The 24,674-nt window shown below is 56.9% G+C and carries 25 protein-coding genes, 2 tRNA genes and 1 pseudogene; 7 read left to right on the forward strand and 21 right to left on the reverse strand.

Annotation, left to right across the window (positions count from 1 at the left end; translation table 11 throughout):
• The first annotated feature begins 6 nt into the window (after positions 1 to 6).
• Both GS646_RS12730 and GS646_RS12735 read left to right on the forward strand, forming a co-directional pair.
• The gene (locus GS646_RS12730; RefSeq protein WP_171648728.1) at positions 7 to 2,196 is read left to right on the forward strand and encodes an alpha-ketoacid dehydrogenase subunit alpha/beta; all 2,190 of its coding nucleotides are present in this window, start codon (positions 7 to 9) and stop codon (positions 2,194 to 2,196) included.
• Positions 2,193 to 3,230, forward strand: a complete 1,038-nt coding sequence (locus GS646_RS12735; RefSeq protein WP_171188308.1) for an ACP S-malonyltransferase — start codon at positions 2,193 to 2,195, stop codon at positions 3,228 to 3,230. Before GS646_RS12730 ends, GS646_RS12735 begins: the two co-directional genes overlap by 4 nt.
• Before the next feature lie 48 nt (positions 3,231 to 3,278).
• On the opposite strand, the gene GS646_RS12740 is transcribed toward GS646_RS12735, so the two are convergent.
• Positions 3,279 to 4,022 (reverse strand): nucleoside 2-deoxyribosyltransferase, encoded by a 744-nt coding sequence (locus GS646_RS12740; protein ID WP_171188310.1) that lies wholly within the window; start codon positions 4,020 to 4,022, stop codon positions 3,279 to 3,281.
• A gap of 23 nt (positions 4,023 to 4,045) precedes the next feature.
• On the reverse strand, positions 4,046 to 7,135 hold the full coding sequence (locus tag GS646_RS12745) for an AAA family ATPase (RefSeq protein WP_171648730.1): 3,090 nt from the start codon (positions 7,133 to 7,135) through the stop codon (positions 4,046 to 4,048).
• A 180-nt stretch (positions 7,136 to 7,315) separates the two neighbouring features.
• Here GS646_RS12745 and GS646_RS12750 point away from each other — a divergent pair, with 180 nt between their 5' ends.
• The gene (locus GS646_RS12750) at positions 7,316 to 8,737 is read left to right on the forward strand and encodes a metallophosphoesterase (protein WP_171188314.1); all 1,422 of its coding nucleotides are present in this window, start codon (positions 7,316 to 7,318) and stop codon (positions 8,735 to 8,737) included.
• A gap of 92 nt (positions 8,738 to 8,829) precedes the next feature.
• On the opposite strand, the gene GS646_RS12755 is transcribed toward GS646_RS12750, so the two are convergent.
• The 6 genes from GS646_RS12755 to GS646_RS12780 form a co-directional block, all read right to left on the reverse strand.
• Positions 8,830 to 8,904: transfer RNA gene (locus tag GS646_RS12755), tRNA-Phe, on the reverse strand.
• Between the two features lie 79 nt (positions 8,905 to 8,983).
• Positions 8,984 to 9,166, reverse strand: coding sequence for a DNA gyrase inhibitor YacG (locus GS646_RS12760; RefSeq protein WP_171091294.1), 183 nt, complete (start codon positions 9,164 to 9,166; stop codon positions 8,984 to 8,986).
• On the reverse strand, positions 9,163 to 10,185 hold the full coding sequence (locus GS646_RS12765) for a ribonuclease E/G (RefSeq protein ID WP_171188316.1): 1,023 nt from the start codon (positions 10,183 to 10,185) through the stop codon (positions 9,163 to 9,165). Before GS646_RS12765 ends, GS646_RS12760 begins: the two co-directional genes overlap by 4 nt.
• Positions 10,182 to 10,760, reverse strand: a complete 579-nt coding sequence (locus GS646_RS12770; protein ID WP_171188318.1) for a nucleoside triphosphate pyrophosphatase — start codon at positions 10,758 to 10,760, stop codon at positions 10,182 to 10,184. The genes GS646_RS12765 and GS646_RS12770 overlap by 4 nt, the downstream gene beginning before the upstream one ends.
• Positions 10,761 to 10,771: 11 nt before the next feature.
• Positions 10,772 to 10,990, reverse strand: a complete 219-nt coding sequence (gene infA / locus GS646_RS12775) for a translation initiation factor IF-1 (RefSeq protein ID WP_005978431.1) — start codon at positions 10,988 to 10,990, stop codon at positions 10,772 to 10,774.
• A 91-nt stretch (positions 10,991 to 11,081) separates the two neighbouring features.
• Complete coding sequence (locus GS646_RS12780) at positions 11,082 to 11,957, reverse strand: carbon-nitrogen hydrolase family protein (protein WP_171188320.1); 876 nt, start codon at positions 11,955 to 11,957, stop codon at positions 11,082 to 11,084.
• Positions 11,958 to 12,228: 271 nt separating this feature from the next.
• Here GS646_RS12780 and GS646_RS12785 point away from each other — a divergent pair, with 271 nt between their 5' ends.
• The 3 genes from GS646_RS12785 to GS646_RS12795 all read left to right on the forward strand — a co-directional run bounded on the left by GS646_RS12785 (position 12,229) and on the right by GS646_RS12795 (position 14,418).
• Positions 12,229 to 13,440 carry a GTP-binding protein gene (locus GS646_RS12785; protein ID WP_171188321.1) on the forward strand — a complete coding sequence of 404 codons (1,212 nt, stop codon included), beginning with the start codon at positions 12,229 to 12,231 and terminating at the stop codon, positions 13,438 to 13,440.
• A complete protein-coding gene (locus GS646_RS12790) occupies positions 13,437 to 14,090 on the forward strand; it encodes a DUF1826 domain-containing protein (protein WP_171188323.1) in 654 nt (217 codons plus the stop codon). Before GS646_RS12785 ends, GS646_RS12790 begins: the two co-directional genes overlap by 4 nt.
• 112 nt (positions 14,091 to 14,202) lie before the next feature.
• Positions 14,203 to 14,418, forward strand: coding sequence for a hypothetical protein (locus GS646_RS12795; RefSeq protein WP_171188324.1), 216 nt, complete (start codon positions 14,203 to 14,205; stop codon positions 14,416 to 14,418).
• Positions 14,419 to 14,425: 7 nt separating this feature from the next.
• On the opposite strand, the gene GS646_RS12800 is transcribed toward GS646_RS12795, so the two are convergent.
• The 9 genes from GS646_RS12800 to GS646_RS12840 all read right to left on the reverse strand — a co-directional run bounded on the left by GS646_RS12800 (position 14,426) and on the right by GS646_RS12840 (position 20,236).
• Positions 14,426 to 15,019, reverse strand: a complete 594-nt coding sequence (locus GS646_RS12800) for a GNAT family N-acetyltransferase (protein WP_171188326.1) — start codon at positions 15,017 to 15,019, stop codon at positions 14,426 to 14,428.
• Positions 15,012 to 15,410 (reverse strand): ketosteroid isomerase-related protein, encoded by a 399-nt coding sequence (locus GS646_RS12805; RefSeq protein ID WP_171188328.1) that lies wholly within the window; start codon positions 15,408 to 15,410, stop codon positions 15,012 to 15,014. The genes GS646_RS12800 and GS646_RS12805 overlap by 8 nt, the downstream gene beginning before the upstream one ends.
• Positions 15,411 to 15,413: 3 nt before the next feature.
• On the reverse strand, positions 15,414 to 15,866 hold the full coding sequence (locus GS646_RS12810) for a low molecular weight phosphatase family protein (RefSeq protein ID WP_171091313.1): 453 nt from the start codon (positions 15,864 to 15,866) through the stop codon (positions 15,414 to 15,416).
• A 3-nt stretch (positions 15,867 to 15,869) separates the two neighbouring features.
• Positions 15,870 to 16,349: a UPF0262 family protein gene (locus tag GS646_RS12815; RefSeq protein WP_171175817.1), complete on the reverse strand. Its 480-nt coding sequence runs from the start codon at positions 16,347 to 16,349 to the stop codon at positions 15,870 to 15,872.
• A gap of 98 nt (positions 16,350 to 16,447) precedes the next feature.
• Positions 16,448 to 17,749: a histidinol dehydrogenase gene (gene hisD, locus GS646_RS12820; protein ID WP_171188329.1), complete on the reverse strand. Its 1,302-nt coding sequence runs from the start codon at positions 17,747 to 17,749 to the stop codon at positions 16,448 to 16,450.
• Between the two features lie 61 nt (positions 17,750 to 17,810).
• Positions 17,811 to 18,332 (reverse strand): GNAT family N-acetyltransferase, encoded by a 522-nt coding sequence (locus tag GS646_RS12825; protein WP_171188331.1) that lies wholly within the window; start codon positions 18,330 to 18,332, stop codon positions 17,811 to 17,813.
• On the reverse strand, positions 18,333 to 18,809 hold the full coding sequence (locus GS646_RS12830; RefSeq protein WP_171188333.1) for a DUF2948 family protein: 477 nt from the start codon (positions 18,807 to 18,809) through the stop codon (positions 18,333 to 18,335). It abuts the gene before it with no gap.
• Positions 18,806 to 20,074, reverse strand: a complete 1,269-nt coding sequence (murA, locus tag GS646_RS12835) for a UDP-N-acetylglucosamine 1-carboxyvinyltransferase (protein WP_171188335.1) — start codon at positions 20,072 to 20,074, stop codon at positions 18,806 to 18,808. The genes GS646_RS12830 and murA overlap by 4 nt, the downstream gene beginning before the upstream one ends.
• 6 nt (positions 20,075 to 20,080) lie before the next feature.
• Positions 20,081 to 20,236: a hypothetical protein gene (locus GS646_RS12840; protein ID WP_171188337.1), complete on the reverse strand. Its 156-nt coding sequence runs from the start codon at positions 20,234 to 20,236 to the stop codon at positions 20,081 to 20,083.
• Positions 20,237 to 20,319: 83 nt separating this feature from the next.
• Here GS646_RS12840 and GS646_RS12845 point away from each other — a divergent pair.
• Positions 20,320 to 20,394 (forward strand) — tRNA-Thr (locus tag GS646_RS12845).
• A gap of 471 nt (positions 20,395 to 20,865) precedes the next feature.
• Here the strand turns inward: GS646_RS12845 and GS646_RS23230 are convergent.
• The 4 genes and pseudogenes from GS646_RS23230 to GS646_RS12865 form a co-directional block, all read right to left on the reverse strand.
• Positions 20,866 to 21,078, reverse strand: a pseudogene (locus GS646_RS23230) (DUF3299 domain-containing protein); the annotation flags it as partial.
• Positions 21,079 to 21,328: 250 nt separating this feature from the next.
• A complete protein-coding gene (locus tag GS646_RS12855; protein WP_171648732.1) occupies positions 21,329 to 22,306 on the reverse strand; it encodes a 2-dehydropantoate 2-reductase in 978 nt (325 codons plus the stop codon).
• Positions 22,307 to 22,310: 4 nt separating this feature from the next.
• Positions 22,311 to 23,846, reverse strand: a complete 1,536-nt coding sequence (locus GS646_RS12860; protein WP_171188342.1) for an acyl--CoA ligase — start codon at positions 23,844 to 23,846, stop codon at positions 22,311 to 22,313.
• Between the two features lie 60 nt (positions 23,847 to 23,906).
• Positions 23,907 to 24,590, reverse strand: coding sequence for a fumarylacetoacetate hydrolase family protein (locus GS646_RS12865; RefSeq protein ID WP_171188344.1), 684 nt, complete (start codon positions 24,588 to 24,590; stop codon positions 23,907 to 23,909).
• Positions 24,591 to 24,674 lie beyond the last annotated feature (84 nt).

Genomic DNA, 24,674 nt, shown 5'->3' on the forward strand with positions numbered 1-24,674 from the left:
TTCGATATGGATCGCGCAGCCATTGTGCACGAAAACTTCCTGCGTCGCGTGGCGGCGCAGGATTTCCCCGCAGGTAACGCCCCTGCTGGCCCTTTGACCCAGACCGAAGCCGTGGGGCTGTATCGTGCACAATGCCTCAGCCGAGCGCTGGATCGGCAAAGCCGCGCGATGCAGAAAGCCGGTCAGGGGTTTTACACGATCGGCTCTTCCGGGCACGAAGGCATGGCGGCTGTTGCCGCCGCCTTGCGTCCGACCGATCCGGCCTTTCTGCATTATCGCGATGCTGCCTTTCAGATCGCCCGCTCTGATCAGGTGCCGGGGCAAAGCCCAACCTGGGATATTCTGCTGTCCTTCGCCTCATCCTCTGAAGATCCGATCAGCGGCGGGCGGCACAAGGTACTGGGGTCCAAGGCGTTGAGCATCCCTCCGCAGACCTCAACCATTGCCAGCCACCTGCCCAAAGCGGTGGGCGCGGCTTATGCTATTGGCGCGGCCCGCCGCCATCGCCCCGAACATGCTGACATGCCGGATGATGCGATTGTCTATTGTTCCTTTGGCGATGCCTCGGCCAACCATTCAACCGCGCAAGGGGCATTCAACACTGCGCAATGGACGTCGTTCCAGTCGGTGCCGCTGCCTCTGCTGTTTTGCTGTGAAGACAATGGCATCGGTATTTCGACCAAGACGCCTCAGGGCTGGATCGCGGCAACCTTCCAGAATCGGCCGGGACTGAAATACTTCAGTTGCAACGGGCTTGATCTGTTCGACACATTCCGCGTCGCGCAAGAGGCGGCCGACTATGTGCGCCGCCGTCGCAAACCCGCCTTCCTTCATGTGCGCACTGTGCGTCTTTACGGTCATGCCGGGGCAGATATGCCAACAACCTATTTGCCGAAGTCAGAAGTTGAGGCAGAGGAGGCCAACGATCCCCTGCTGCATTCCGTCCGCCTGCTGGAACAATCCGGAGCGATGCAGTCCGAGGACGCCTTGCGCGTCTATACCGATACTTGCGCGCGCGTCGCCCGTGTCGCAGACAAAGCCGTCACCCGTCCGCGTCTGAAAACAGCAAGCGACGTTATGGCCAGCCTGATACCACCCGTACGCCCCTGTGCGCCGACCAATGGCCCAAGCCCAGAACAAAGAGCCGAGGTGTTCGGCAGCGATCTCAAGGCGCAATCTGAACCTCAGATCATGTCGCGCCTGATCAACTGGACCCTGACCGATCTGATGCTGGAACACGGCGAGGTCGTGATGATGGGAGAAGATGTCGGGCGCAAGGGCGGTGTCTATGGTGTGACGCAAAAACTGCAGGCACGTTTCGGCCCCGACCGGATGATCGACACTTTGCTGGACGAACAATCGATCCTGGGTCTGGCCATCGGTATGGCGCAAAATGGCTTTGTTCCGATGCCGGAAATCCAGTTTCTGGCCTATCTGCACAACGCCGAAGACCAATTGCGTGGCGAGGCGGCCACCCTGCCCTTCTTCTCGAACGGTCAATACACCAACCCGATGGTCGTGCGTATTGCCGGGCTGGGATACCAGAAAGGCTTTGGCGGGCATTTCCACAACGATAACTCAGTTGCCGTTTTGCGCGACATTCCGGGCCTGATTCTGGCCTGCCCGTCGAACGGCGCGGATGCCGCGCGGATGCTACGGGAATGTGTCCGTCTGGTGCGCGAAGAACAGCGGCTCGTTGTCTTCCTTGAGCCCATCGCGCTCTATCCGATGCGCGATCTGCATGAAACGGGCGATGGTGGGTGGATGCAAACCTATCCCGACCCTTCCGAGCGCATCGAGTTAGGGGAGGTCGGCGTAGAAGGTGGCGGGGACGATCTGGCCATCGTGACTTTTGGCAATGGCGTCTATCTCAGCCACCAAGCGCAAAAGGCGTTGCAGGCGGACGGTATCAACCCCCGGATCGTTGACCTGAGGTGGCTGTCGCCCTTGCCAAAAGATGCGCTGACCCAAGCGGTCGCCGGGGCCAAACGTATTCTGATCGTTGACGAAACCCGCCATCATGGCGGTGTGGCCGAGGCCCTGATGGCCCATTTCCACGAAACGGCAACTGTGCCACTGGCCCGCATCACGGCCGAAGACAGCTTCATCGCAACCGGCCCGGCCTATGCCGCCACAATGCCGTCCAAAGACAGCATCGAGGCCGCGGCGCGGCGCCTGATGGAGACCGAGGTATGATCCAAGAAAAACAGACCGCCGTTGTCATCTGCCCTGGGAGGGGTACGTATAACAAACCCGAACTGGGAGTGCTGGGGCGGCAGTTTTCGGATAACGCGTTGCTGGCGCGGTTCGACCAGATGCGTAGCGCACAGGGGCAAGAAACCCTGACCGAGTTGGACGGTACGGCGCGATATTCTGTCGTGAAACATACCCGTGGCGACAACGCCTCGGCCCTGATCTATGCCGCTACACTGGGCGATTTCCGTGCCATCAACCGCAACAAGATCGACGTGGTGGCGGTGACAGGGAATTCAATGGGCTGGTATTCGGCCCTGGCCTGCGCGGGTGCGCTGAGCGCCGAAGGTGGGTTCGAGGTCGTCAACACAATGGGCACGCTGATGCAGGGCAACATGATCGGCGGGCAACTGGTTTATCCATTCCTGAACGCGGATTGGCACCCAGATCCAGCCCGCAAGGCCAAGCTTTTGGCTCTGGTCGATCAGATCAACGGAACGGGCGCGATGCTGACTCTGTCAATTGATCTGGGTGGAATGCTTGTGCTGGCCGGGGATGAGGCCGGGCTGGCCGCGTTCGAAAAAGCCGTACCGGTGGTACAGGACCGCTTCCCCCTGCGCCTTGCCAATCACGCGGGCTTTCATTCACACCTTCAAGCCCCCGTGGCCGCACAGGGTCGCGCGCAGTTGGGCGCAGATCTTTTCCAACAGCCCAGTCTGCCAATGATCGACGGTCGAGGCCAGATTTGGTGGCCGGAGGCTTGCGACACCAACGCTTTGTGGGAGTATACGCTGGGTCATCAGGTCACGGAGACCTACAACTTCACCCACGCAATAGCGCAGGCCGCACGTGAGTTCGCGCCTGACCTGTTTATTGTCACTGGTCCGGGCACCACGCTGGGCGGTGCCGTGGCACAATCCCTGATCCTCAGCAACTGGGACGGGCTGAGCGATAAGGCATCTTTCCAGAACAGGCAGCGCGAAGAACCACTGCTGGTTTCAATGGGTATGGATGATCAAAGGGCATTGGTCACTTAACCTGACGCCCGATCTCAAACGGGGCCAATAGCCGAGAGATTTCGCTGGTTAGAGGCTGACAAGTTTGTGCTGCCCGTCAGCGCCCAGGAAACTTGTTTGACCAGACCCGAAAGCCGCTTGAAAAGCCTTGTCCGTCTTGGCCCATTCCAAAAGTGCTTTGGCTTCTTTCAACGCATCCGGCCCCGTTGGTGCAGCAGCAATCGCCGCGAGGATTTGCCGAAGTTTCGAGTTCTTGTCTGCGACGCTTGAACCAACCTCAAGTACAAGGCCAACGACCGATGGCGGGGTATACACATAGTCCGCATCGGATTGCGCCGCGATACGGGCCTGCAGGGCCGGAACGATGTCGACTGTGTCATGGACATAGGTCCAACTGGTAGACAGCCCCTCGATCATGGGGTTGTCGGTCCCGGCCAGCATTGTGATCGGTGTGGTTTTGTAGATCACGATTGGTTTTCCAGCCGCATAGGCAATAGAGGATTCAACAAGACTGCCCCCGTCAGGCACACGCCCATCCATGTTAAAAACCAGACATGTGCACCGACCGATTAACTGATAAATATCCAGCGAATAAGTGACTTTGCGCACGATCGAGAGCGCGATTTGTCCTTCCTGCGAAGAAATCTGGGGGTCAAGAAGCAGCGCCATTAACTTGCCCACTTCAAGCCCGTCACGCTGCGGTAAATAGGTTGTGAACCCCCCGGCCTCTAGCACGGCGGCAATGTTCTGCTGCTCCCAAAGATCCCCGACGCTGAACATCGGCCCCGAGCAATACACGATCTGTTCTGACATTTGAAAAGCTCCACAAATTGACTTCAGGAATTCACAGAAGCGAGGACACGGGATGCCTTTTGCGCATCCACAGTGTCAGTCCCAGGCTCAAGTGCTTTTAGGACAGTCGCCAATCGATTTCGGGTGGTCCGATCCTCGGACCCAAGCACATCGTCCAATGTCAACAACGCGCGCAATTCCAACGAGCGGGCGTGGTTGCCGCGTGCCAAGTCCACGGCTTCGGACACGCTTTCAACCGCTGCTGTGCGGTCGCCCATTGTTGCCTGAACCTCTCCCAACAATCGTTTTAGTTCAGCGTCCCAGAAATGCTGACCCAGCATCGCCGACATCTGGCTGCCCGTTTGCAACACACCCAACGCGATCTCGGGGTTGCCTTGATCTGCCTGCGCGCTGGCCATAATGGAAAAACCCAAGCCCACAGCAGATTGGCTGCCGCTGCCCGACAGAATACCAAGCCCCGCTTCTATGTCTTGCAGACGTTTTGCAGGCTGATCGACTTTTTGACCCGCGCGCAGCAGTAGGCACAACCCTTGCCAAAACGGTATCCCAAGGTTGGCGCAGAACATCACTGTTTCGTCAGCAACCTCGTATGCGAGCTCCTCATCCCCGCGGTAATGGTGAATAAGCGCCAGATAAGACCGAGCTGCAGCAAGGCTCAGGGCGGATTCAAGCCCCTCGGCAAGAGCGACACCCTGGCGGGCCCGTCTCAGTCCGGTTTGCGCGTCCCCCAACCACCAATGCGACGCCGCTGCAGCCCCATAGGCCACAACGCCCTGATCGGTTCCAACGCCATACGTTACGTTTGCAAAGTCATCAGGTTGATACAGCGAAACCGCTGTTTCGGCATGATCTAGCGCATCTTGCACATCGCCAATTTGGAACTTCGCATTCGCAAGCGATGAATGCGCCCGAAGCATACCAATGCGATGGTTGGCAGGTTCTGACCACGACAATATCTGAAGTGCAAAATCGCAGGCTTTGGCGCAATCGCCTTTGCCAATCCAATATGCGGCCAGACCATTGAGCGCCGATGACCGCTCATCGTAATCCTTCAGCGTTTCCGCAATGCTCAAGGCGCGCTCCCAAACCGGGACGATTTCATCAGATCCAAATCCGCGCACACCCATCAATGCGTTGCCCAACAGTATCTGCAGCGACAGTTCTGAGTTGTGGCGCTCGGGCGTTTCCGAAGCACCCTCCAACGCTTCCAGCGCACGTCTGTACAGTGTCGCGGCATCCTCTACCGCAGCCTGCTTCGCGGCACTCCGCCCCGCTTTTTTGAACCATTCAGCGGCTGGCGTGAATTGTTCGGACGCCAGAAGGTGATAGGCGACGACAGACGGGTTCATGTCACCCTGCCCGCTGAATTGCGTCATCAACTGATCCGCCGTCGCTGCGTGAAGGGTCTTGCGTCTTTGCCGCAGCAACGTGCCATAAGCGCCGTCGCGTGTCAGAGCATGGCGGAAGAAGTAGCTGCCCGGTTGACCCGCATGACGCCGGATCAGATCAGCATCCAGCAAAACATCAATTGATGCATCCAAACCTTTGGCATCAAGTTCAGACACCGCCGCAAGCAGCGTCTGATCAAAAGCCTGCCCCAAAACCGCAGCAACTTGTGCAGTGCCTTTGGCGCTCTTGGGCAAGCGATCAAGCTGTTGCATGACAAGGCCGTCGAGCGACGTAGGAATGAGAGATTGGTGCCCGACCTCGTCACGCAGCGCTTGCCGCGTCAGTTCTTCCAGAAACAGCGGCACACCCTGCGCCCGCTCAATCAATTGCTGAATGTCTTCGGTGTTCAGACGCTGCGCAGCGTCAATCGAGCGAATAAGCTGGTGCGCCTCTGAATTTGCAAGTGTCGACAGCTCGATCACGCGACCAATCAGTTTTTTGTCGATACCGTCTTTGGCGTTCCGCGACGTGACAAGGCACAACAGCTTTGCCGGCGTTTCCCTCTGCAACATCAGATTTAGCAAGTCGATCGTTGTTGCATCGCTCCAATGCAGATCCTCGCATACCAAAACAACGGGGCGTTGATTGGACAGAAATTCGATCCAGAGAACCAGTGTTTCCAGCGTCAGTTTGCGCAGGCTTTCAGGGCTTTCACTGGCCAAAACCGATAACTCTGGCACCCGGAGTCCCAAAAAATTGGCGATGACGGGAAACGCATTTTCCGGCCTTTCATCCCAAGCTGCCAACCCCTCGTTCAGTCGAAACGCAGCGTCTTCGGTATTCTGTGGGTCGGCTATTCCAAGGCTTTTCAACCCCAACTCGATGAACGGATGCAAAGCCGCGCCGGTTTGCAAAACATCACATCTCGCCTCTAGCCAGGTATGCGGCGTTTCGGACAGACCAGCCTGAAACGTGTCGATCAACGTGCTCTTGCCCACGCCCGGGTCAGCCACAAGGCTAACACTGGACCGTGTGCCGCTAAGCACAGCCTCGAATTCTGAGGTCAGCGTGGATAGCTCTTCCTCTCGTCCCACCAGCGTGCTGAGGGGCCGCGCCACTGATCGCTTCGCTGGCGTGGATTGGCGCAATTGATGAAGAACAACTTCATTCACAAGCCCCTTTAACCGGGCCGGGGGTTGCGGTCGGGACGCGAATTTTCCTTTCAGAAGATGCAGTGCAGATTCGCTTGTAAAGATCGTTCCGGGCGATGCGGCTGATTGGATACGGGCAGCAACATTCACCGTTTCGCCTAATAGGATATCGCCCAAACCGTCGCTGCTTTGCCCCACGATCACAGGCCCGGCGTGGATACCCACGCGCGCTTGTAGTGGCGATTTAAGCCGGGGCTGGCCAACTTGACCCAATCCTTGCAGCATCTCAAAAGCCGCGCGCACGGCCCGTTCGGCATCGTTTTCCTGCGCCTGTGGATATCCAAAATAGACAAGAAGACCATCGCCCAGATAATGGGCAATTTTTCCACCAAATTTCTCGAATGTCCGGCTTCCGAACTTTTGAAACGCCAGCATCAAGTCAGCGAAATCTTCGGAATCCATCCTGGTGCTTAATTCGGTTGAGCCCACAACATCGACAAACGCAAGAACAAGGCGCCGACGCTCACCGCTAAGCCCAGAGTCGTTTTGAGTACCAGCGGAGGTCTTCGCCATAAAGTCACCTGCGCGCAAAAATGAAAAAACATTCTGGTCAAAATCCAGCTATTGTTCAAACAAACACGCAAAGGTGTCGCGCGGTCAAGTTTTGTGATAAGTCAACGGAATAGTCAGACTTCGTGTCAAAACATCGATGCGACGCAATAAATCGTAGTTTAAACATGTTTTGGGTGGATTATGGGCGACATCAGATATGTCTGTCTTTCAGATATGCATTTTGGGGCGGATAACAGCATTTTGACGCGCCTGAACGCGACGGACGGCAGTGTTGATCCGATGCACCCCAGCGATGTTCTGATACACTTGGCGAACTGCCTGAGGCACCTCATAAACGACAATTCAGGTGATCGCCTGCCGACGCTCATTTTGAACGGGGATATTCTCGATCTGGCCTTCAGTATGGAAAACGTGGCTGCGATGGCCTTTCGCCACTTTCTTGAGTTGACCATGCCGGATGATCCCGCCGCCCGGCTTTTCGATTCCGAGATTGTGTTCATCCCCGGCAATCATGACCATCATCTTTGGGAAACCTGCCGAGAGCGACAATATGCGGATTGTCTGAGCTCAGCCGATTGGAGCACCCCCCTGCCCCGCCCACCGCACATCACTCCGATGCGCGAACCCGACGGTGTTCCCAGCTATTTTGTCAATGCAATCGCACACAGTCTTCCCTGGCTTGCAGACGTCAAGATCAAAACCGTTTATCCCAATTACGCCATCACATCCGGTGACAAGCTTATTGTGGTCAGCCACGGGCACTTTATCGAAGAGGCATATCTGATGGTCAGCGAGTTTGCGGACCTCCTCTACCCGAAAACAACACCGCCTGAGACAATGGAAGCCTGGGAAGCTCAGAACTTTGCCTGGATTGACTTTGTCTGGTCCGTTCTTGGCCGTTCCGGCCACATCGGTGTCGATGAGGAAAACGTTTACAACACTGAAAACAGCCCCAAGGCGATTGGATCACTGCTGGGCAGTGCGGCCCGAAATCTGGTTCTGAAAAAGGGCGGAGCGACCGGGAAAACACTTGCCAAGGGCGTCGGCGAAATGGTTGGCGCGTTGGTCGCTGACTATTTTGAACGCGGGCAGACTGACACGTTGCTCAGCGACGATGGCGCAGGCGTCAAGCGGTTCATGCAGGTTCCGGTTCAAGAACAAATCAGATCGGAATTTGGCGAGACAGCTCCGTCAAACGTGGCACTTGTTTTTGGGCACACTCACAAGCCTTTTGAAGCAATCATGCCGTTGGAGCATTTCTTTGCCCCAAGTTTCGCCGCCTACAACAGCGGTGGATGGGTCGTGGACAGCCCTGAGGTCAAACCGCTCATCGGAGGCGCGATCGTGTTGATCGACGACGACGCCAACCTTGCCTCGCTGCGTATGTATAACGAGTGTGATGACACCTCGGACTATCGCGTTTCGGTCCAAATCGCCGAGACGACGGACGACGCAGACAATCCGCTGTTTTCGCAACTGTCCAAATCCATTGACCCCCAGAACTGGCCTTGGTCAGACTTTTCCAAAGCCGCCGCCGTTGCCGTCAAACAGCACAACACACGACTGGCCAGTTTTCTGAAAAACGCAGGTGATACCAGTTAGCGTCGGCGTGCAGTTGATTGTCGGAACGTCATGAGACTGCTCAGTCTGCGGAAAAGCACCTGCCGACAAGTTTTGCATAGCTGATTGCAAAATGGTGCCCGGGGGCGGAATCGAACCACCGACACGAGGATTTTCAATCCACTGCTCTACCCCTGAGCTACCCGGGCACGGGAACGACATTCGTCGTTGGGTGGAGGCGTTCTATGACTTGCCACCGGCAGTGTCCAGAGGCTTTTTTACATTTTTTCAGTGCGGTCGTTTCGGCATAAGGTCTTGGGCTTCAGCGTCTGCTTCAAGGTCGTCTTCGCGCTGCGAAGGGACTGCGTAAGAACCGTTCAGCCACTTGGCCAAATCAATGTCTGCGCAGCGTTTTGAGCAGAAAGGACGGAACTTCTGCACCGTGTCTTCTCCGCAGATCGGGCAGCTCATTTCAGGATCTCCGCCAGCGGCAAACGGCTGCGTTTGCGTTGCAGTTCGAAATGTCCCAGCGGGGTCCAGCCTGCCAGAATCGTCTCGTCCGGATCCGACTTGAAAGCAGCGCGCAGAGCGGATTCGAAACCACGCCGGTCTTTTTTGGGCATCGGTGCCAGATCCAGGGTGATCTGCCCTGCCAATCCACGCACGCGCAAGGCGCGGGGCAACAGTTTGGCACAGGCAAAGTTGGCTTTGGTCCCAGCCGCCAAGGATGTGTCCGCGCCGGTATTCACATCCACTGCAACCAATGCGCGTGTAGGTTCGATATAAAGATATCCGCCACCCGGCAAAGGTTCGGAAACACCATGCGCAACATCTAACGCGTCCAGCACACCGTGAGTTTCGAAGCCTCCGGCCCGCGTGACAACCTCGGCCGGGTCTGTCCAGTCCCGCCAGGCCAGTATGTGAGGGCTGTCGCCTTCACTCAGAATCTCTGGTTCGGTGCCATCGTCATTCATCACCTGGTCCGCTTGCGCCAACATGGACGAGATGTCTTCGGCAATGTCATCCGCATCCGCACCCACGCAGCAGGAGCGAAGGATCAGGCCGTAACGGCTGTCACCCATCTGTTCATGTGCAATTTCCAGCAACTGGTCACGGACTTCTTCATCCCTGATGCTGCGCGAAATGTTCAGGCCCGGCGCTTCGGGCGTGACAATGGCATAGCGGCTTTTAAACAGGATACGGTTGCTCACCGGAATGGCTTTGCCTGGTTCGGCATAACCACTCACCTGCACCAGAAGCATGGTGCCGGGGGCCAACCCTTTGACTTGTCGCAAGAAGGCAGGCCCATCCGGGGTTGTCAGAAACATGCCCCCCTGCCCTTTGACCGGGCGGTCGGCACGGGCGCGATAGATCGTACCGGGCGTAGGCGCGTCCGCTGCAATCAGGAAGTCATCAAGCTTGCCGTCAACCATAAGGGCCGCGGCTTCGCGGTCCTCGATATGGTCCAGAACGATAGTGCGGCCCTTCATGATGCCTCGCGATATAATGGATAGCCGATACCCTGCAGCAGAGCGGCGGTTTCGGACAGGGGCAGACCGACAATGCCGGTGAACGAGCCCGAAATCCAGGGAATGAACGCGCCTGCGGGGCCTTGAATGGCATAGGCACCCGCTTTGCCCTGCCAGTCCCCTGTCGCCAGATATGCGTTGATTTCGACATCCGACAGGCGCTTGACCTTCACCTGCGAGACGACGTCACGCTGCAATATTCGCTCCCCACGCCGTATCGCGACCGAGGTTATGACCCGGTGACGGCGACCGGACAACGCGTGCAGAAATTCGGCGGCTTGGCCTGCATCTTCGGGTTTACCCAGAATGCGACGCCCCAAAGCGACGGTGGTGTCTGCGCACAACGTGATGTCATCTCTATCCGCTTGTACCGCCTGCACTTTTTCGCGTGTGATACGGCTGCAATAGGGAACCGGAAGCTCGCCTTTCAGCGGTGTTTCGTCGATGTCAGGGGGGCGGATGGCATCGGGCTGCACACCAAGCTGGGACAGCAGGTCCAGCCGTCTCGGGCTGCCCGATCCTAAAATAAACGCCATTGCGGCAGGCGTTACTTGAAACGGTAGTTGATCCGACCTTTGGTCAGATCGTACGGGGTCATTTCGACCTGGACTTTGTCGCCGGCCAGAACGCGGATGCGGTTCTTGCGCATCTTACCTGCCGTATGTGCGATGATCTCATGGCCGTTTTCCAGCTCGACCCGAAACGTCGCATTAGGCAGGAGTTCCTTCACGACACCGGGAAATTCGAGCGTATCTTCCTTGGCCATGTTGTCTCCATCATTACGTTGCACCCGCAGAATCCGCGGGGATGTGCGCTTAAATGAGCCTATTTCGCCCTTATTTCAAGGGCGGAATCACCTAAAGGCTGGATATTGTGACCGATTCGACTCGGGGGGCTTGTTCCTGCCAATGAGTGCGGTTCAGCACATGGCCGTCCGCACGGACATGTGCAATTGCTTCCAATTCGACCTCGGCATAGGTCCAGCCGGGTTGGTTCAGCACGCCTTCGGCCAGCACCCCTGTGGCTGGAAAGCCCTTGTCCGGCGGGCCGAATATGCCGCCCGTACCAGTGTTTTTGTCCACGGTCTCGGACCATTCGTTATTTCCGACCAGCGAAGCCATCACTGTAACACATTGGTTTTCCAATGCTCTTGACATCGCTCCGATGCGGACACGCCAATAACCGGAAAGGGCTTCGGTGCAAGACGGAACAAGGATCAGATCCGCCTCGCTGAGGGCGCGGCCCAACAAAGGGAACTCGCTGTCATAACAGATGAGCACCCCGATCTTGCCCAGCGCGGTGTTGAACAGCTTCAGCGGACCACCGTGGGCAATGTCCCAATCTTCACGCTCGAACCGGGTCATGATCTGTTTGTCCTGATGGTCGCAAGCGCCATCTGGCGCATAGAACGCGGCGCGGTTCACTGGACGACCGTGGCCATCCATAACCGGGGCGGAAGCGCCCAGAATGTATGTGTTGTATGTCTTCGCAAGGCGGCTGTGCAGGGTTTGCACATCCCCCATTCGGTCAGACACTGAATGGATCGAGCGTTCCAGATCGCCTGCCACCTCGACCCCATCGAGGGTCGAAAGCTCCATGGCTCCGTATTCAGGGAAAACCAGAAGTTCAGCCCCCTGCCCTGCGGCTTCGGCGACCCAGCGGTCCAATTTGTCTTCATACTGTGCCCAACTGTCGAGCCAGCTGAGGTCGTAAGCGGCAGTGGCGATTTTCATGATTTGGCATCTACTAAGACTCAGTTGCCGCGACACTAGAAGAGGACGGCGCGGCATGTACAGGGCATTTGTTTCCGCACCGTCCTTCTGGCCCGCACCCAAGCGCTGTGGAGGTTTTGCGAGACGCTGGTTCAGCAATCAAACGATAACCCATCAAAAACCGGCTTGTCATTAATAATGTAATAACATTACATAGCCGGCAATTTATAACGGGCGAAGGCAAACACCCGTCTGCCCCCGATTCGGGCTAAAAAACACAGGAGCGCACCCCATGACTGAAACCCGACTTCCGGTCACTGTTCTGTCCGGCTTTCTGGGCGCGGGCAAAACAACCCTCTTGAACCGCGTACTGAACAATCGCGATGGCCGACGGGTGGCCGTGATTGTCAACGACATGTCCGAAGTGAATATCGATGCCGATCTTGTTCGCGCCGATACCGAGCTTTCCCGCACAGACGAGACGTTGGTCGAAATGTCGAACGGCTGCATCTGCTGCACGCTTCGGGACGACTTGCTGGACGAGGTGCGCAGGCTGGCATCAGAAGGGCGGTTTGATTACCTGTTGATCGAATCCACCGGTATCTCCGAGCCACTGCCCGTTGCGGCAACTTTCGATTTCCGCGATGAGCTTGGCGAAAGCCTGTCTGATGTTTCACGTCTGGACACGATGGTGACGGTTGTCGACGCAGTCAATCTGCTCAATGACTTCTCAAGCCATGATTTCCTGCGCGACCGGGGCGAGACCATGGGGGAAGAAGATGAACGCACGTTGGTACACCTGCTGACCGATCAGATCGAATTTGCCGATGTGGTCATTTTGAACAAGGTTGCCGACGCCGGGCCGGACCGCGTGGATGCTGCGCGCAAGATCATCCGCAGTTTGAACGCGGATGCTAAGATTATTGAAACCAACCACTCAGATGTTGCCGCAGACGAAATTCTGGATACCGGGCTGTTCGACTTCGAAAAGGCGCATGAGCACCCAATGTGGGCTAAAGAGCTGTATGGATTTGCCGATCACGTGCCGGAAACCGAAGAATATGGCGTTACCAGTTATGTCTACCGTGCGCGGCAGCCCTTTATCCCCGAAAAGATCCTTGAAATCTTGAACGGCGATCTGCCCGGTGTGATCCGGGCCAAGGGTCATTTCTGGATCGCCACGCGCCCGGACTGGGTGGCCGAGTTTTCACTGGCAGGCGCGTTGTCGTCCGTGCAGCCTCTGGGCACTTGGTGGGCAACAGTGCCCGAAGACCGCCGCCCTGATCATGAAAGCGCACGCGCTTATATGCAGGCCCATTGGCAAGAACCCTGGGGCGATCGCCGACAAGAGATCGTATTCATCGGCAGCGGCATCGACTGGCCTAGACTGAAAGCCCGATTGGATACAGCACTGCTGCCCACTGTCGCTGCAAGCCGTCTTGAAGACCTGCCAAAGCTGCCAGACCCCTTCCCGATCTGGCGCCGTGCCGAGGCTGCGGCATGAGCATTGTTCAGAACATCGCCCAAGACGCGGCCATGGGGATCGAGATTTGCACCACGCCGGACAGTCTTTCAGCCATTCATCAGCCCAGCTGCGCTGCAGCCATATGGAACAGACAACCGTTGCAAGGTTTTCAATCTTGGCTAAATGGGCTTGATCCCGAACAACTGCCCAAGACCCGCGTGATCCTGCGCCCCGAGTTGGTGCGCGAGGCTGTTTCTGAAGTATGCGACGCGCGCGGCACCCCACCGGGTGCAGAGCGCGCCCGGCTGGTGGACGACATTGCAGCGCTGTCTGATATCTTTGCCGGTCTGATGAACGCGAAATGGCTGCGGCTGCGGTTGGACGTGATAACGACCAATGCATGCCGCAGGTTCCACATCGATGCCGTGACCGCGCGCCTTGTCTGCACCTATAAGGGAACGGGAACGCAATATGGGGTCTCGACAGGTGGCGCAGACCCATCGCGCGTTTTCACAACCCCAACCGGCGCACCAATTCTGTTACGTGGCACGCTCTGGCCCGCACAACCAGACTCCGGTTTTCTGCACCGCTCGCCTCCGATTGAAGGCACGGGCGAGACGCGGTTGGTGCTTGTTCTGGATCCGGTCCTTGACCCTGAAAGTGAGTTTGACCCGATCTTAGGGCACTGAAAACAAATGCCCGGGCATGCTCTGCCCGGGACCTGCTCTAAGTCCTACACAGACGGGAACGTGAATTGGCATCTGCGGTCTGACGTGCTTGAATGTACGAAGGAGGCTGGTGATGCAAAAACAGGAAGAATTCGACAAGTTCTATTTCGCCAAGGTTGGGATGGGCGAGGCCTGCGGATGCGCCGAGCGTGTCATTGACGTCTATGAGTTCAACCGCAAAGGCGGTCAGCAATCCAAGAAAGCAGTGAAACAAGACAAGCGTAAACGCCTGTCGCTTCGGGCTTGGGCCGTGAAATACGGTTTCTTAAGCCGCAGGCGCGCACCGTAGATGGTGTCTACAGATCCCTGATCCAGAACTGTAGCGGTTTGAGCGTCTCGCCGTCTTCTCCGATGTCTTTCCAGGAAAACTGTGCAATGACGCCGGGTAGAGGCGTGTAACCGCGCGCGCGCCAGAAGGTGTCGAGCGGGCGGTATTGTGCAGGTCTCATCGGGTGGTCGTCCGGGCGTTGCACTCCGCAGAATGCAGCTTTGGAGAACCCAAGACGGCGAGCATGGGCTTCACGTTCGTCAAAGAATTTGTGGCCGACACCTTGCCCACGATACTCCGGTAACAGTACCGACTCTGCGCAATAGAAGATGTCGCCCAACTCAAGGCCTGTGCCTTCAAACGCTGCGGCGAAATCTTCGGCGTGATCCGTCAGGGGGGCACCGGTTGACGCGCCGATCAGGCGGTCGCCGTCGAAAGCACCCACCACGATGGCCTGATCGCTGTCCCGGTAGGACTGAAGGTATTTCCGCTCGTATTCGAGGTCGCCATCATAGAGATAAGGCCAGTCGTGAAAGACCTTGATCCGCAGACGGGCGACATCGTCCAGAGCAGCCTCAAGCGCCGCTCCGGTCAGGGGGCGGACTGCGCTGACCTCAGCCATTCGAGACCTGTTTGGTCCAGTCCGCCAGATTGTAGAAAGTTGTGACGCGGGTGATCTTTCCGTCTTTCAGATCAAAGAATGATCCGGCAGGCAGGCGATAGGTCTGGCCGTGCGCTTCGGGCAGGCCCTCGTCGGTTTGCAGATAGGTGCCGTTCACGGTGAATTCGGCCGCAGCGCGGGTGCCACCCTGGGCGTCGAATACGACGATATCGGTCAGGTTCTCTTTGTAGCAGCGATTCATATGGGCGCAGAAGGCCGCAAACTTTTCCTTGCCCACACGGATTTGGCCCTCGTTCACATGATGGGCCACGTCGTCGGACAAACAGGCCAACATGCCATCAACATCACCGGCGTTGAATGCCTCGAAATAGGTTTGAACGGTCTGGTTCATGGGTCACTCCGTTGGTTCGCCCCAGCGGTCCTTCAGATGCTTGATGATCTGATCGCGGGTCTGTCGGTAGTGGTGTAGCTTGGTTTCTCGCGTCTCACCCATCCCGGTAGGGTCCATTATTGGCCAATAATCGACATCCAGATGAAAAATCCGGGTCAGTTCCAGCGCTTTGCGCTGACTGGCTGGTGACAAGGCGACAATCAGATCGAACGAACTGAGGTCGTCGCCCCACTCTTCCATCTCGTCGAAGGATCGGGTGCGGTGGCGGGACAACTCGACCCCGATTTCGTGGCATACAGAAATACAGAAACCGTCAATATCAAGATCGTTATGAACTCCGGCAGACTGCACGTAAGTGCCGGTGCCGTAGAATTTCTTCATGATGCCCTCGGCCATCGGGGACCGAACCGAGTTGTGGTCGCAACAGAACAGGATCGACTGCGGCAGAGGCGTCACCCGTTAGCCTCCGAAATGCAAAACGCAGATAAGCGTGAAGAGGCGGCGGGCGGTGTCGGTGTCTACGTCGGCTTTGCCCTCTAACCTTTCCTGCAAGACGCGGCTGCCTTCGTTGTGGATGCCGCGCCGGGCCATGTCGATGGTTTCGATCTGGCTGGGGGGCAGCGATTTTACCGCGTCGAAATAGCTTTCGCAGATCTGGAAATAGTCTTTGACCACTTGCCGAAAGGGGCCGAGCGACAGATGAAATTCCGCCGCCTTCTGCTCTTCCTCTGTTGCAACGTCAAAAACCAACCGCTTGTCGCGGATCGACAATTGCAAGCGATAGGGTCCGTCGGGCACAACGCGGTCATCGCGTTTGGGCAGAGAGAAACTGTTCTCTTCCAGCAAATCATAGATGGCAACCTTGCGCTCCTGCTCGATCTCCGGCGTCGGCGGGGGCAGGTTTCGGTCATCCAGTTCGATATGCGAGATGCGGGTCATCTTTACAGCTACAATCCTTGTGTCAGCACAGACCTATAACAACGAAATTCGCGTAGCAACGCACAGAAACGCCATATGGGCCCGGTCTTTGCGTCAATTCAACCATTCAAGCGGTTCAGCCGGGCCGTAACCGACAAGCCATGCGCCTCAAGGCTTTCTGAATGGGCCAGTTGTTCGGCGGCCGGTCCGATGGCGCGCAGCGCTTCGGGGGTCACCTGGCTAAGTGTGGTGCGTTTGAGAAAGTCCATCACGCTGAGACCCGATGAGAACCGAGCAGACCGGGCAGTCGGCAGCACGTGATTTGGGCCGCCGACATAGTCGCCGATGGCTTCGGGCGTGTATTGACCCAGAAAAATCGCCCCGGCGTGGATGGTTTTTTCGCTCAACGTCACCGGATCTGCGACGCACAGTTCCAGATGTTCAGGCGCAATACGGTTCGACAGGGCCGCCGCCTCATCCAGATCACGCACAGTGATGACTGCACCAAAGTCGCGCCAACTGGCACCAGCGATAGCGCGACGTTGCAGAGTTTCGAGGCGTTTTTCGACCGCCTCAGCCACGCGTTGACCGAAAGTGGCATCATCGGTGATCAGGATGGATTGCGCGCTTTCGTCATGTTCGGCCTGGCTGAGCAAATCCAGCGCGATCCAGTCGGGTTCGTTATCCTTGTCGGCAATCACCAGAATTTCCGACGGTCCCGCAATCATGTCGATGCCGACCTTGCCAAAGACGCGCCGTTTGGCGACTGCGACAAAGGCATTGCCTGGGCCGGTGATTTTATCGACCGGCACGATGGTGTCGGTGCCATAGGCCAGCGCTGCAACGGCCTGCGCGCCGCCGATGCGATAGATCTCGTCCACGCCCGCCAATTGTGCGGCCAGCAAAACCAGTGGATTTACCTGCCCATCCGGCGTAGGCACCACAATGGCCAGCCGCTCCACGCCCGCCACTTTAGCCGGAATGGCGTTCATCAACACCGACGACGGATAGGAGGCCAGTCCACCCGGCACGTACAGCCCTGCAGCAGAGACCGCAGACCAACGCCAACCCAACGTGGCTCCGGCTTCATCCGTCCAGCTGTAATCGGTGGGCATCTGCTTTTCGTGGTAAGATCGGATGCGGGCTGCGGCAAGTTCCAGCGCCGTACGATCTTCCGCCCCGACCTCAGCCACCGCGTCTGAGATTTCTTGCGCGCTGAATGCCAGTGTTTCAGGTGTCAGCTCTAACCGGTCAAATTTAGCAGTCAACTCGATGACCGCCGCGTCACCGCGGTTGCGAACATCATCGATGATCTGAGCCACGACTGCGTCCACATCCGGGCTGTCTTCGCGCTTTGCTGACAGCAGCGTTTGGAAGGCACCCTCAAAATCGGGCGATGTGGTGTCGAGGAAAACGGGCATGATCAGGCACTCCGGGCGTTGCGCCATGGGACATATCGCCCGCTGCGCGCGGCCTCAACCCTCAGTCGTCGGGGTGCAGCGATTTGCGCATGGCCAAGCAGGACAAATCCTGGCGGTCACTGCACCGTCCGGTATCTTCCCACCCATGGCGTAGATAAAACTCCCGTGCCGTCCGGGTCGCGTCAAGATGCGTTTCGGTGCAACCGCACGCAGCCAGTTGCTGTTCCAACTGACTGAGCAGAGCGGCCCCAACCCCGCTGCCCACATGACCCGGATCAACGTAAAGCAAAGTGATCTTCCCGGTCTCGAACAAACCTCCGACGGCAGCCACCTGCCCTTCATGCTCGGCCACCCAGATCTGCGACCCTGATTTGAACCAACCCCGGATGGTTTCCGGATCCTTGTTTGTTGTCCATTTTTTCAGATGGTCAGGATCGTTATTGTGGTCGGCCACACAAAGCTGCGTGATCGACCGGATCAGCACCTGGCTGATGTCGAACACGTCGAACACAGTGGCCGGACGCAGCGCGACGCCTCCTGACGGTTTGGAAAACGCCTGAGAGATACCGCGCTTGTTCTGCATCTATTCGGGGTGCTGCGGGGCCTGACCCGACGGGGCCTGATAGGGGCGGGTTACGTCCTTGAGGGTCACGTCGACGGCTTCGACCTTAAGACGGATCACACCGTCGCCCGCCAATGTCAGCAAGATTTGACCAGCGCCATCTTCACCCGCTTCGAAATCGACCGAGAGAAGGGACATGATCATGTCAGTATCCCTTCGATCAACGCCTTGGCTGGCCACGGAAAGTACCGAATCAAAGACCAGCACGGATTGCACCCGCTCGAACGGGCGATCACGGCGGGTGGCCGCGTCTTTGTCTTCCCAGCGAAAGCGGTTCAGCAACAGGCCAAAACGGCGCTGCGACGGCTGCCATTTCATCTCGGTCACCGGGAAAACCGCGTCCTGCGCCAGGGTCGAAATCACCTGAAGGTCGTCGCTGTCCTCAGCTCCCAGATTCAGCGGGGCCTCGCGCCCGTCTTCAAAACTTGCGTCTGTCATTGGCCTTTGATCCGTTCGATTTTTGCACCCACGCCTTCCAGCTTGCGCACCACATGCTCATATCCGCGGTCCAGATGATAGACCCGGCTGACCGTTGTTTCACCTTCTGCCGCCAGCCCCGCCAGAATCAGCGAGACCGAGGCGCGCAGGTCCGTTGCCATAACAGGCGCACCTTTCAGGCTTTCAACACCGGTAACTGTGGCTGTGCCACCATGCACCTCGATATTCGCGCCCATGCGCACCAGTTCGGGTGCGTGCATGAATCGGTTTTCGAAAATGCGTTCTTCCAGCACCGAAGTTCCTTCAGCAGTGCACATCAGCGCCATCATCTGCGCCTGAAGGTCCGTCGGGAAGCCCGGAAACGGCTCTGTCACCACATCCACGGCCTGAACGCGACCATTCTTGCGCGCCACTTTCAGTCCCTTTTCGGTTTCCGCGACGCTGACTCCTGCTGCGTCCAGCTTCTCGGCAAAGGATTCGACCAGAGACATGCGCCCGCCCAGCAACTCAACCTCACCGCCGCAAATCGCCGGTGCCAGCATATAGGTACCCAGTTCGATCCGGTCCGTAACGACCTGATGCGTGGCACCATGCAACCGGTCGACACCCTGGATTTCAATGGTCGAGGTCCCCTCGCCCGAAATCTGGGCCCCCATCTTGCGCAAGCATTCGACCAGATCCACGATCTCAGGTTCGCGCGCGGCATTCTTCAGAACAGTGGTTCCCTTGGCCAGCGTCGCAGCCATGACGATGTTTTCAGTTGCCCCAACCGAGGCAAAGCGCATCTCATGCACCGCGCCTTTCAACCCGCCCGGTACCTTGGCGTGCAGATACCCGTCTTTCAGTTCGATCTCTGCACCCAACGCCTCAAGCCCTTCGACATGCAGGTCCATAGGACGCGCCCCAATCGCGCACCCACCGGGCAGCGAGACAACCGCCTGACCAAAGCGCGCCAACAATGGGCCAAGCACCAGGTTCGACGCGCGCATCTTGCGCACGATGTCATAGTCAGCTGTCTGACTAGTCAGGCTGTGGCTCGACATTGCGATCACCTGCCCGTCCTGCAGTGAAGACACTTCGGCCCCCAGCGATTGCAGCAAGGCGGTCATGGTTTTGATGTCGCTCAGTCGCGGCGCATTGGTCAGCGTCAGCGGTTCTTCGCTTAGCAAAGTTGCGGGCATCAGCGTCAGGCACGCGTTCTTGGCCCCCGCGATCGGAATTTGCCCGTTCAGCGGGCCGTTGCCCGTTACAAGAATCGAATCCATCTGCTCTTATCCCTCGTCCTTATCGGCTTTGTCCCCCGAGGCCGCTCGCGCCTTGGCCTGCGCCTTGCGCCGCGCCATATTCGCCTTAAGCGCCGCCTTCAAACGCTCTTCCCGCGCTTCCCCGGATTTGCCTTGTTTTTTGGGTGAATTTTTATCTGTCATGATCTTTCTCTACAGGAGGCGAAAAAAACCGTCCAGACACCCTTGCGCCGCGTTTCGTTTGAGTCTAATCACCCGCCCACAGCGCTGCTGTAGCTCAGAGGTAGAGCACTCCCTTGGTAAGGGAGAGGTCGAGAGTTCAATTCTCTCCAGCAGCACCATAAAATCAAAGACTTAGAGGATAGTCGACCTGGCCCCACAGGGGAATGGCGACCACATGGCGACCATCGCGCAGGTTTCCTCAGCCGATGGCTACGTTGCGCCGATTGGCCTGAGCATTCGATAACAGGCTGCACCCACCTGACGAACCCGCCCCCTGCCTACCCCCTCAGTAAGCCGTGCGCGTGCCAGTGAGGCTCGCCGATTTTGCGGGGCATGATTTTCAAAGGACCATCCTCTCTGAAGTAAGGCTCTAGCTGTTCTTTGAGGGCCGTCGAATTAGGGGCTCGGGACAAATGCCCGCTTCAGCCCGACAGGGGGCGTTCACTCAAGACGGAACTACGTCCGAGGTGCGGACGAAGCAGACATTCATTCGGAACTAAAGCGATGGGCATGACCCACCAAACTCTGCAATTTGTTGACCTTTAGCATACCGTTTTGCCACAAAGGAGCAATGCGATGTTCGCGGAGGTCTAGAATGTCGAGACTTGGTCGGCCGACAGCGAATAAGCAATCTCCAATTGCGAACTTCCGTCAATGAATGGAACCTCGACAAGCGTACTCTCTACGCTTAATCGGCCAACTACGGTGACTACTTCAAATGGTCCGCGCGTCTTAACGCCATTTTCGCTGCTGACTACTATCATTTGGTTGGGGGGCGGCGAGGGCGTGTGCACACAGGCACCCGCGTAACTGACCTATTTGCCGGCAATACGGATATACAGCATCACCGAAAGGCGGATGATCTCTAGATTGGTTTTAAGAGTTTGAAAGTTGCAGGTCTAGTCATGAGCGAAAGCAAGCAACACTGCTGCTCCGCCCAAGCAAAGTTCTTCTGACAAGACGTTTGAAAGAACTGTGTTTTGTAGCGCCGGATCGCTATTCAGCTCCCCGCCCGCCCAGAACTGATCTCTTCAGATGATCGCCAGCAGAATCTTAGTAAAGACCCGCGACCTTTGCCCTCAGTTTTATCAGTGATGCAACAGTGTCGATTGTGGGTGTTGCGATCCCGGTCAGTTGCCCCAATTCCTGTACTGAAGTGACCAAGGCATCAATTTCCATAGGTCGGTTCAGCTCCAAATCCTGCCACATTGAGGTCTTGTGTGCTCCGACAGCCGCTCCTCCGTCAATGCGCTTTTCGACATCAATCGGGAACCTAACCCCCAGTTTTTCACCGATTTCCTGAGCCTCTAGCATCATTCCACGTGCCACGGAGCGTGAACCTTCATCAGTACACAAGACATCAAGTGTTGAGTGGGTAAGTGCGGAAATCGGGTTGAACGACAAGTTGCCCCATAGCTTCAGCCAAATTTCGTCCCGTATTCTCGGTCTTACGGGCGCGCGCAACCCGGCGGTGGACAATGCAGCCGAAAGGTTGGAGGCACGGTCTGATTTAGTGCCATCGGGCTCACCCAAAGAAAAACGATTGCCTTCGACATGCTTGATTGATCCCGGAGCAATGACTTCCGCGGCCGGATAAACAACACACCCAAGCACACGATCCGGTCCGAAACCGTTCCATTGCGCGTCTCCCGGGTCTACAGATGACAATCTCGTCCCCTCGAAGGGACCGCCCAGCTTGTGGAAAAACCACCAGGGTACACCGTTCACTCCGCTCACTATTGTCGTTTCATCCCCAATCAGTGGCTGGATCGAGTCCACAACTGCTGGAACGGAATGCGCTTTCAGTGTGATAAAGACATAGTCTTGGGGGCCGAGATCGGCGGCATTGTCCGAGGCGCGTATTGGCACGTTGATTGGTTCCTGCCCATCCTCTTGGAGAGTCAGCCCTTTTTCTTGCATTGCAACCAGATGTGGGCCACGTGCAACGACACTGACGTCGACGTCAGTCTGCGCGAGCTTCGCGGCAACGTAACCTCCGATAGCTCCGGCACCAAAGATGCAAACTTTCATGTGTCTAAGCCTTTGCCAGTCCCAATTTAGCGGCCAGCCCAATCCTTTGTATCTTACCAGTCGCACCTTTTGGTATCTCTTCGAGAATAACCACTGAAGTCGGCACCTTGAATTTTGCGAGCCGTGCGCCAACAAAATCCCGGACGTCCTGACCTGCAATCGTCGCTCCTTCTGAGAGCACCACCGCCGCCGCTATATCTTCGCCCAGTTTCTCGTGGGGAACGGCAAAACAAACTGCCTGAGCAACATCCGGATGGCTTAGAAGCACGGCGTCAACTTCAAGTGGACTGATTTTTTCTCCACCGCGATTGATAAGCTCCTTAAGGCGTCCAGTCAGTCGCAGATAATCCTCTTCGTCGAACGACCCTTGATCACCGGTGCGAAACCAGAGTTTTCCATCCGCTTCAAAGAAATTGTCTGCATTTACCTGCGGGTTGCTCTCATACCCAGGGGTCACGTTCGGACCGCTGATAACGATTTCTCCGACATCCCGCGAAGCGATCAATACATTTTCCGTTTCGTCTGCAATTCTGACTTCAGGGCCCGCTGCTACTCCGACGTATCCGGGCTTTTGCTTTTGTGGAGGAAGCGGGTTGCAACACATTTGATGCGTGGCCTCAGTCATACCGTAGGCCTCGATGACAGGCGCATTGAATGTCGCCACCAACTCTTCCATGACCGGCGCGGGCAACGACGCGGAAGACGACCGCAAGAAACGCAAGCGCGATTGCTCAATGACTGATTGGTTTCGGGCGGCTCGGGCGAGAATAGCTTGGTGCATTGTCGGAACCGCCGTGTACCATGTCGGATCAACCTCAGCGACCTGTGAAAAAAAGCTAAGAGCGTTAAACCCAGAGGCGCAGCTAATTTGCGATCCGGCGCCTAAAGAAGCCGCGACTGCTGCGATCAGTCCATGGATATGGAACAGCGGCATGATGCTTAGACAACGATCATCGATTGTCAGCTTCAAAGACGAAGCCACGTTCCGTGCCGACGAGTAGATATTGGCCTGCGTCAAAGGAACGATCTTGGGGCGCGACGTTGTTCCTGATGTATGGAGTATCAGGGCGACGTCATCTTCACCCGGCGCTGATGTATCAGCCACTCCAATTGGGTCACAGGCCAAAACGGAAAACTGTCCAGCTGGACGAGAACTATCGCTAGAAATCCGCAAGACGGCCACACCCAATTCAGTCGCCGCTTGCACGGCTGGGCCACATTCGTTTTCGCTTACTACAAGAGCCTTGGCTTTCAAGTCTCTGAGATAGAACACATATTCTTCGGCAGTATAAGAAGGGTTTAAAGGCGCCGTCGTCGCCACTTGGGCGACGGATATGAATGCCGTCGCCATCTCTGGTCCGTTAGGCAACACAATTGCCACCCTGTCGCCGCGCCCAATTCCGATCTGATGCAGATCCTCTTTGACCTTCGCGCAATGCTCGCGCAAACCAAGGTAGCTCAACCAAGGCTGGCCAGGGGCGCCAATGGCATTTGCCGTGTCTGCATGGTGTGCAATCAATTCAGCGACTAAATGGGGCATCTGTTGTCCGTTTACACAAGCATCGGTTTCTTTCGCAATGCTAGGTCGTCGCAGCAGGTTCTAAGTCACGCGTACTTTCAGGCTGCCCAGCTTGTCGACGGCCAAGACCATAACATCCCCTCGGTTAACGGGACCAACACCAGAAGGTGTCCCTGAAAGGATAACGTCCCCGGCCGCAAGCTCGAAGTAGTCGCTCAGATACGAGATCATCTCGGGGACTTTCCAAATCATCTGGTTCAAGTCGCCTTCTTGCCGAACTTCACCATTCACCGTCAGAGTAATCGGACCTCTGTCGAGATGCCCGACCTCTGATGCCTTGTGAATTGGTCCGCATGGCGCCGAGCGCTCAAACGCTTTCCCAATTTCCCACGGGCGGCCCATCTTTTTCATCTGCCCTTGCAGGTCGCGACGGGTCATATCAAGCGAAAGGCCGTACCCAAAGACATGATCCAATGCATCGTCCACCGAGATATTCGTGCCGCCGGACTTGAGCGCAACAAGCATTTCTGCTTCGTGGTGCACGTCGGAACTGTGCGGAGGGTACGGGAATTCCCCTGAAGGGTCCAAATTGTTTGGGTTCTTTTGAAAGAAAAATGGAGGTTCCCGGTTCGGGTCATGGCCCATTTCAATTGCATGCGCCGCGTAGTTTCGCCCAATGCAGTAGACACGCCGGACCGGGAACGTGCCGCCCCCCGATACGGGTATGACATGCACCTGCGGCGCGGGAATTACATGATCGGACATCGCTTTCCTCCTGAACGCTTGACTACCAAAGATCGGATTTCCGAACGGTCAGATACCTTCCGATCGATGCCACGCCACATTCAA

Origin of the sequence: Ruegeria sp. HKCCD4315 (genome assembly GCF_013112245.1) — a bacterium.
Classification (GTDB): Bacteria; Pseudomonadota; Alphaproteobacteria; order Rhodobacterales; family Rhodobacteraceae; genus Ruegeria.

What these genes read in the sequence shown, in the direction of transcription:
- GS646_RS12730 (WP_171648728.1), top strand. Translation starts at nt 7, where the DNA reads ATGGATCGCGCAGCCATTGTGCACGAAAACTTCCTGCGTCGCGTGGCG.
- GS646_RS12735 (WP_171188308.1), top strand. Translation starts at nt 2,193, where the DNA reads ATGATCCAAGAAAAACAGACCGCCGTTGTCATCTGCCCTGGGAGGGGT.
- GS646_RS12740 (WP_171188310.1), bottom strand. Translation starts at nt 4,022, where the DNA reads ATGTCAGAACAGATCGTGTATTGCTCGGGGCCGATGTTCAGCGTCGGG.
- GS646_RS12745 (WP_171648730.1), bottom strand. Translation starts at nt 7,135, where the DNA reads ATGGCGAAGACCTCCGCTGGTACTCAAAACGACTCTGGGCTTAGCGGT.
- GS646_RS12750 (WP_171188314.1), top strand. Translation starts at nt 7,316, where the DNA reads ATGGGCGACATCAGATATGTCTGTCTTTCAGATATGCATTTTGGGGCG.
- GS646_RS12760 (WP_171091294.1), bottom strand. Translation starts at nt 9,166, where the DNA reads ATGAGCTGCCCGATCTGCGGAGAAGACACGGTGCAGAAGTTCCGTCCT.
- GS646_RS12765 (WP_171188316.1), bottom strand. Translation starts at nt 10,185, where the DNA reads ATGAAGGGCCGCACTATCGTTCTGGACCATATCGAGGACCGCGAAGCC.
- GS646_RS12770 (WP_171188318.1), bottom strand. Translation starts at nt 10,760, where the DNA reads ATGGCGTTTATTTTAGGATCGGGCAGCCCGAGACGGCTGGACCTGCTG.
- infA (WP_005978431.1), bottom strand. Translation starts at nt 10,990, where the DNA reads ATGGCCAAGGAAGATACGCTCGAATTTCCCGGTGTCGTGAAGGAACTC.
- GS646_RS12780 (WP_171188320.1), bottom strand. Translation starts at nt 11,957, where the DNA reads ATGAAAATCGCCACTGCCGCTTACGACCTCAGCTGGCTCGACAGTTGG.
- GS646_RS12785 (WP_171188321.1), top strand. Translation starts at nt 12,229, where the DNA reads ATGACTGAAACCCGACTTCCGGTCACTGTTCTGTCCGGCTTTCTGGGC.
- GS646_RS12790 (WP_171188323.1), top strand. Translation starts at nt 13,437, where the DNA reads ATGAGCATTGTTCAGAACATCGCCCAAGACGCGGCCATGGGGATCGAG.
- GS646_RS12795 (WP_171188324.1), top strand. Translation starts at nt 14,203, where the DNA reads ATGCAAAAACAGGAAGAATTCGACAAGTTCTATTTCGCCAAGGTTGGG.
- GS646_RS12800 (WP_171188326.1), bottom strand. Translation starts at nt 15,019, where the DNA reads ATGGCTGAGGTCAGCGCAGTCCGCCCCCTGACCGGAGCGGCGCTTGAG.
- GS646_RS12805 (WP_171188328.1), bottom strand. Translation starts at nt 15,410, where the DNA reads ATGAACCAGACCGTTCAAACCTATTTCGAGGCATTCAACGCCGGTGAT.
- GS646_RS12815 (WP_171175817.1), bottom strand. Translation starts at nt 16,349, where the DNA reads ATGACCCGCATCTCGCATATCGAACTGGATGACCGAAACCTGCCCCCG.
- hisD (WP_171188329.1), bottom strand. Translation starts at nt 17,749, where the DNA reads ATGCCCGTTTTCCTCGACACCACATCGCCCGATTTTGAGGGTGCCTTC.
- GS646_RS12825 (WP_171188331.1), bottom strand. Translation starts at nt 18,332, where the DNA reads ATGCAGAACAAGCGCGGTATCTCTCAGGCGTTTTCCAAACCGTCAGGA.
- GS646_RS12830 (WP_171188333.1), bottom strand. Translation starts at nt 18,809, where the DNA reads ATGACAGACGCAAGTTTTGAAGACGGGCGCGAGGCCCCGCTGAATCTG.
- murA (WP_171188335.1), bottom strand. Translation starts at nt 20,074, where the DNA reads ATGGATTCGATTCTTGTAACGGGCAACGGCCCGCTGAACGGGCAAATT.
- GS646_RS12840 (WP_171188337.1), bottom strand. Translation starts at nt 20,236, where the DNA reads ATGACAGATAAAAATTCACCCAAAAAACAAGGCAAATCCGGGGAAGCG.
- GS646_RS12855 (WP_171648732.1), bottom strand. Translation starts at nt 22,306, where the DNA reads ATGAAAGTTTGCATCTTTGGTGCCGGAGCTATCGGAGGTTACGTTGCC.
- GS646_RS12860 (WP_171188342.1), bottom strand. Translation starts at nt 23,846, where the DNA reads ATGCCCCATTTAGTCGCTGAATTGATTGCACACCATGCAGACACGGCA.
- GS646_RS12865 (WP_171188344.1), bottom strand. Translation starts at nt 24,590, where the DNA reads ATGTCCGATCATGTAATTCCCGCGCCGCAGGTGCATGTCATACCCGTA.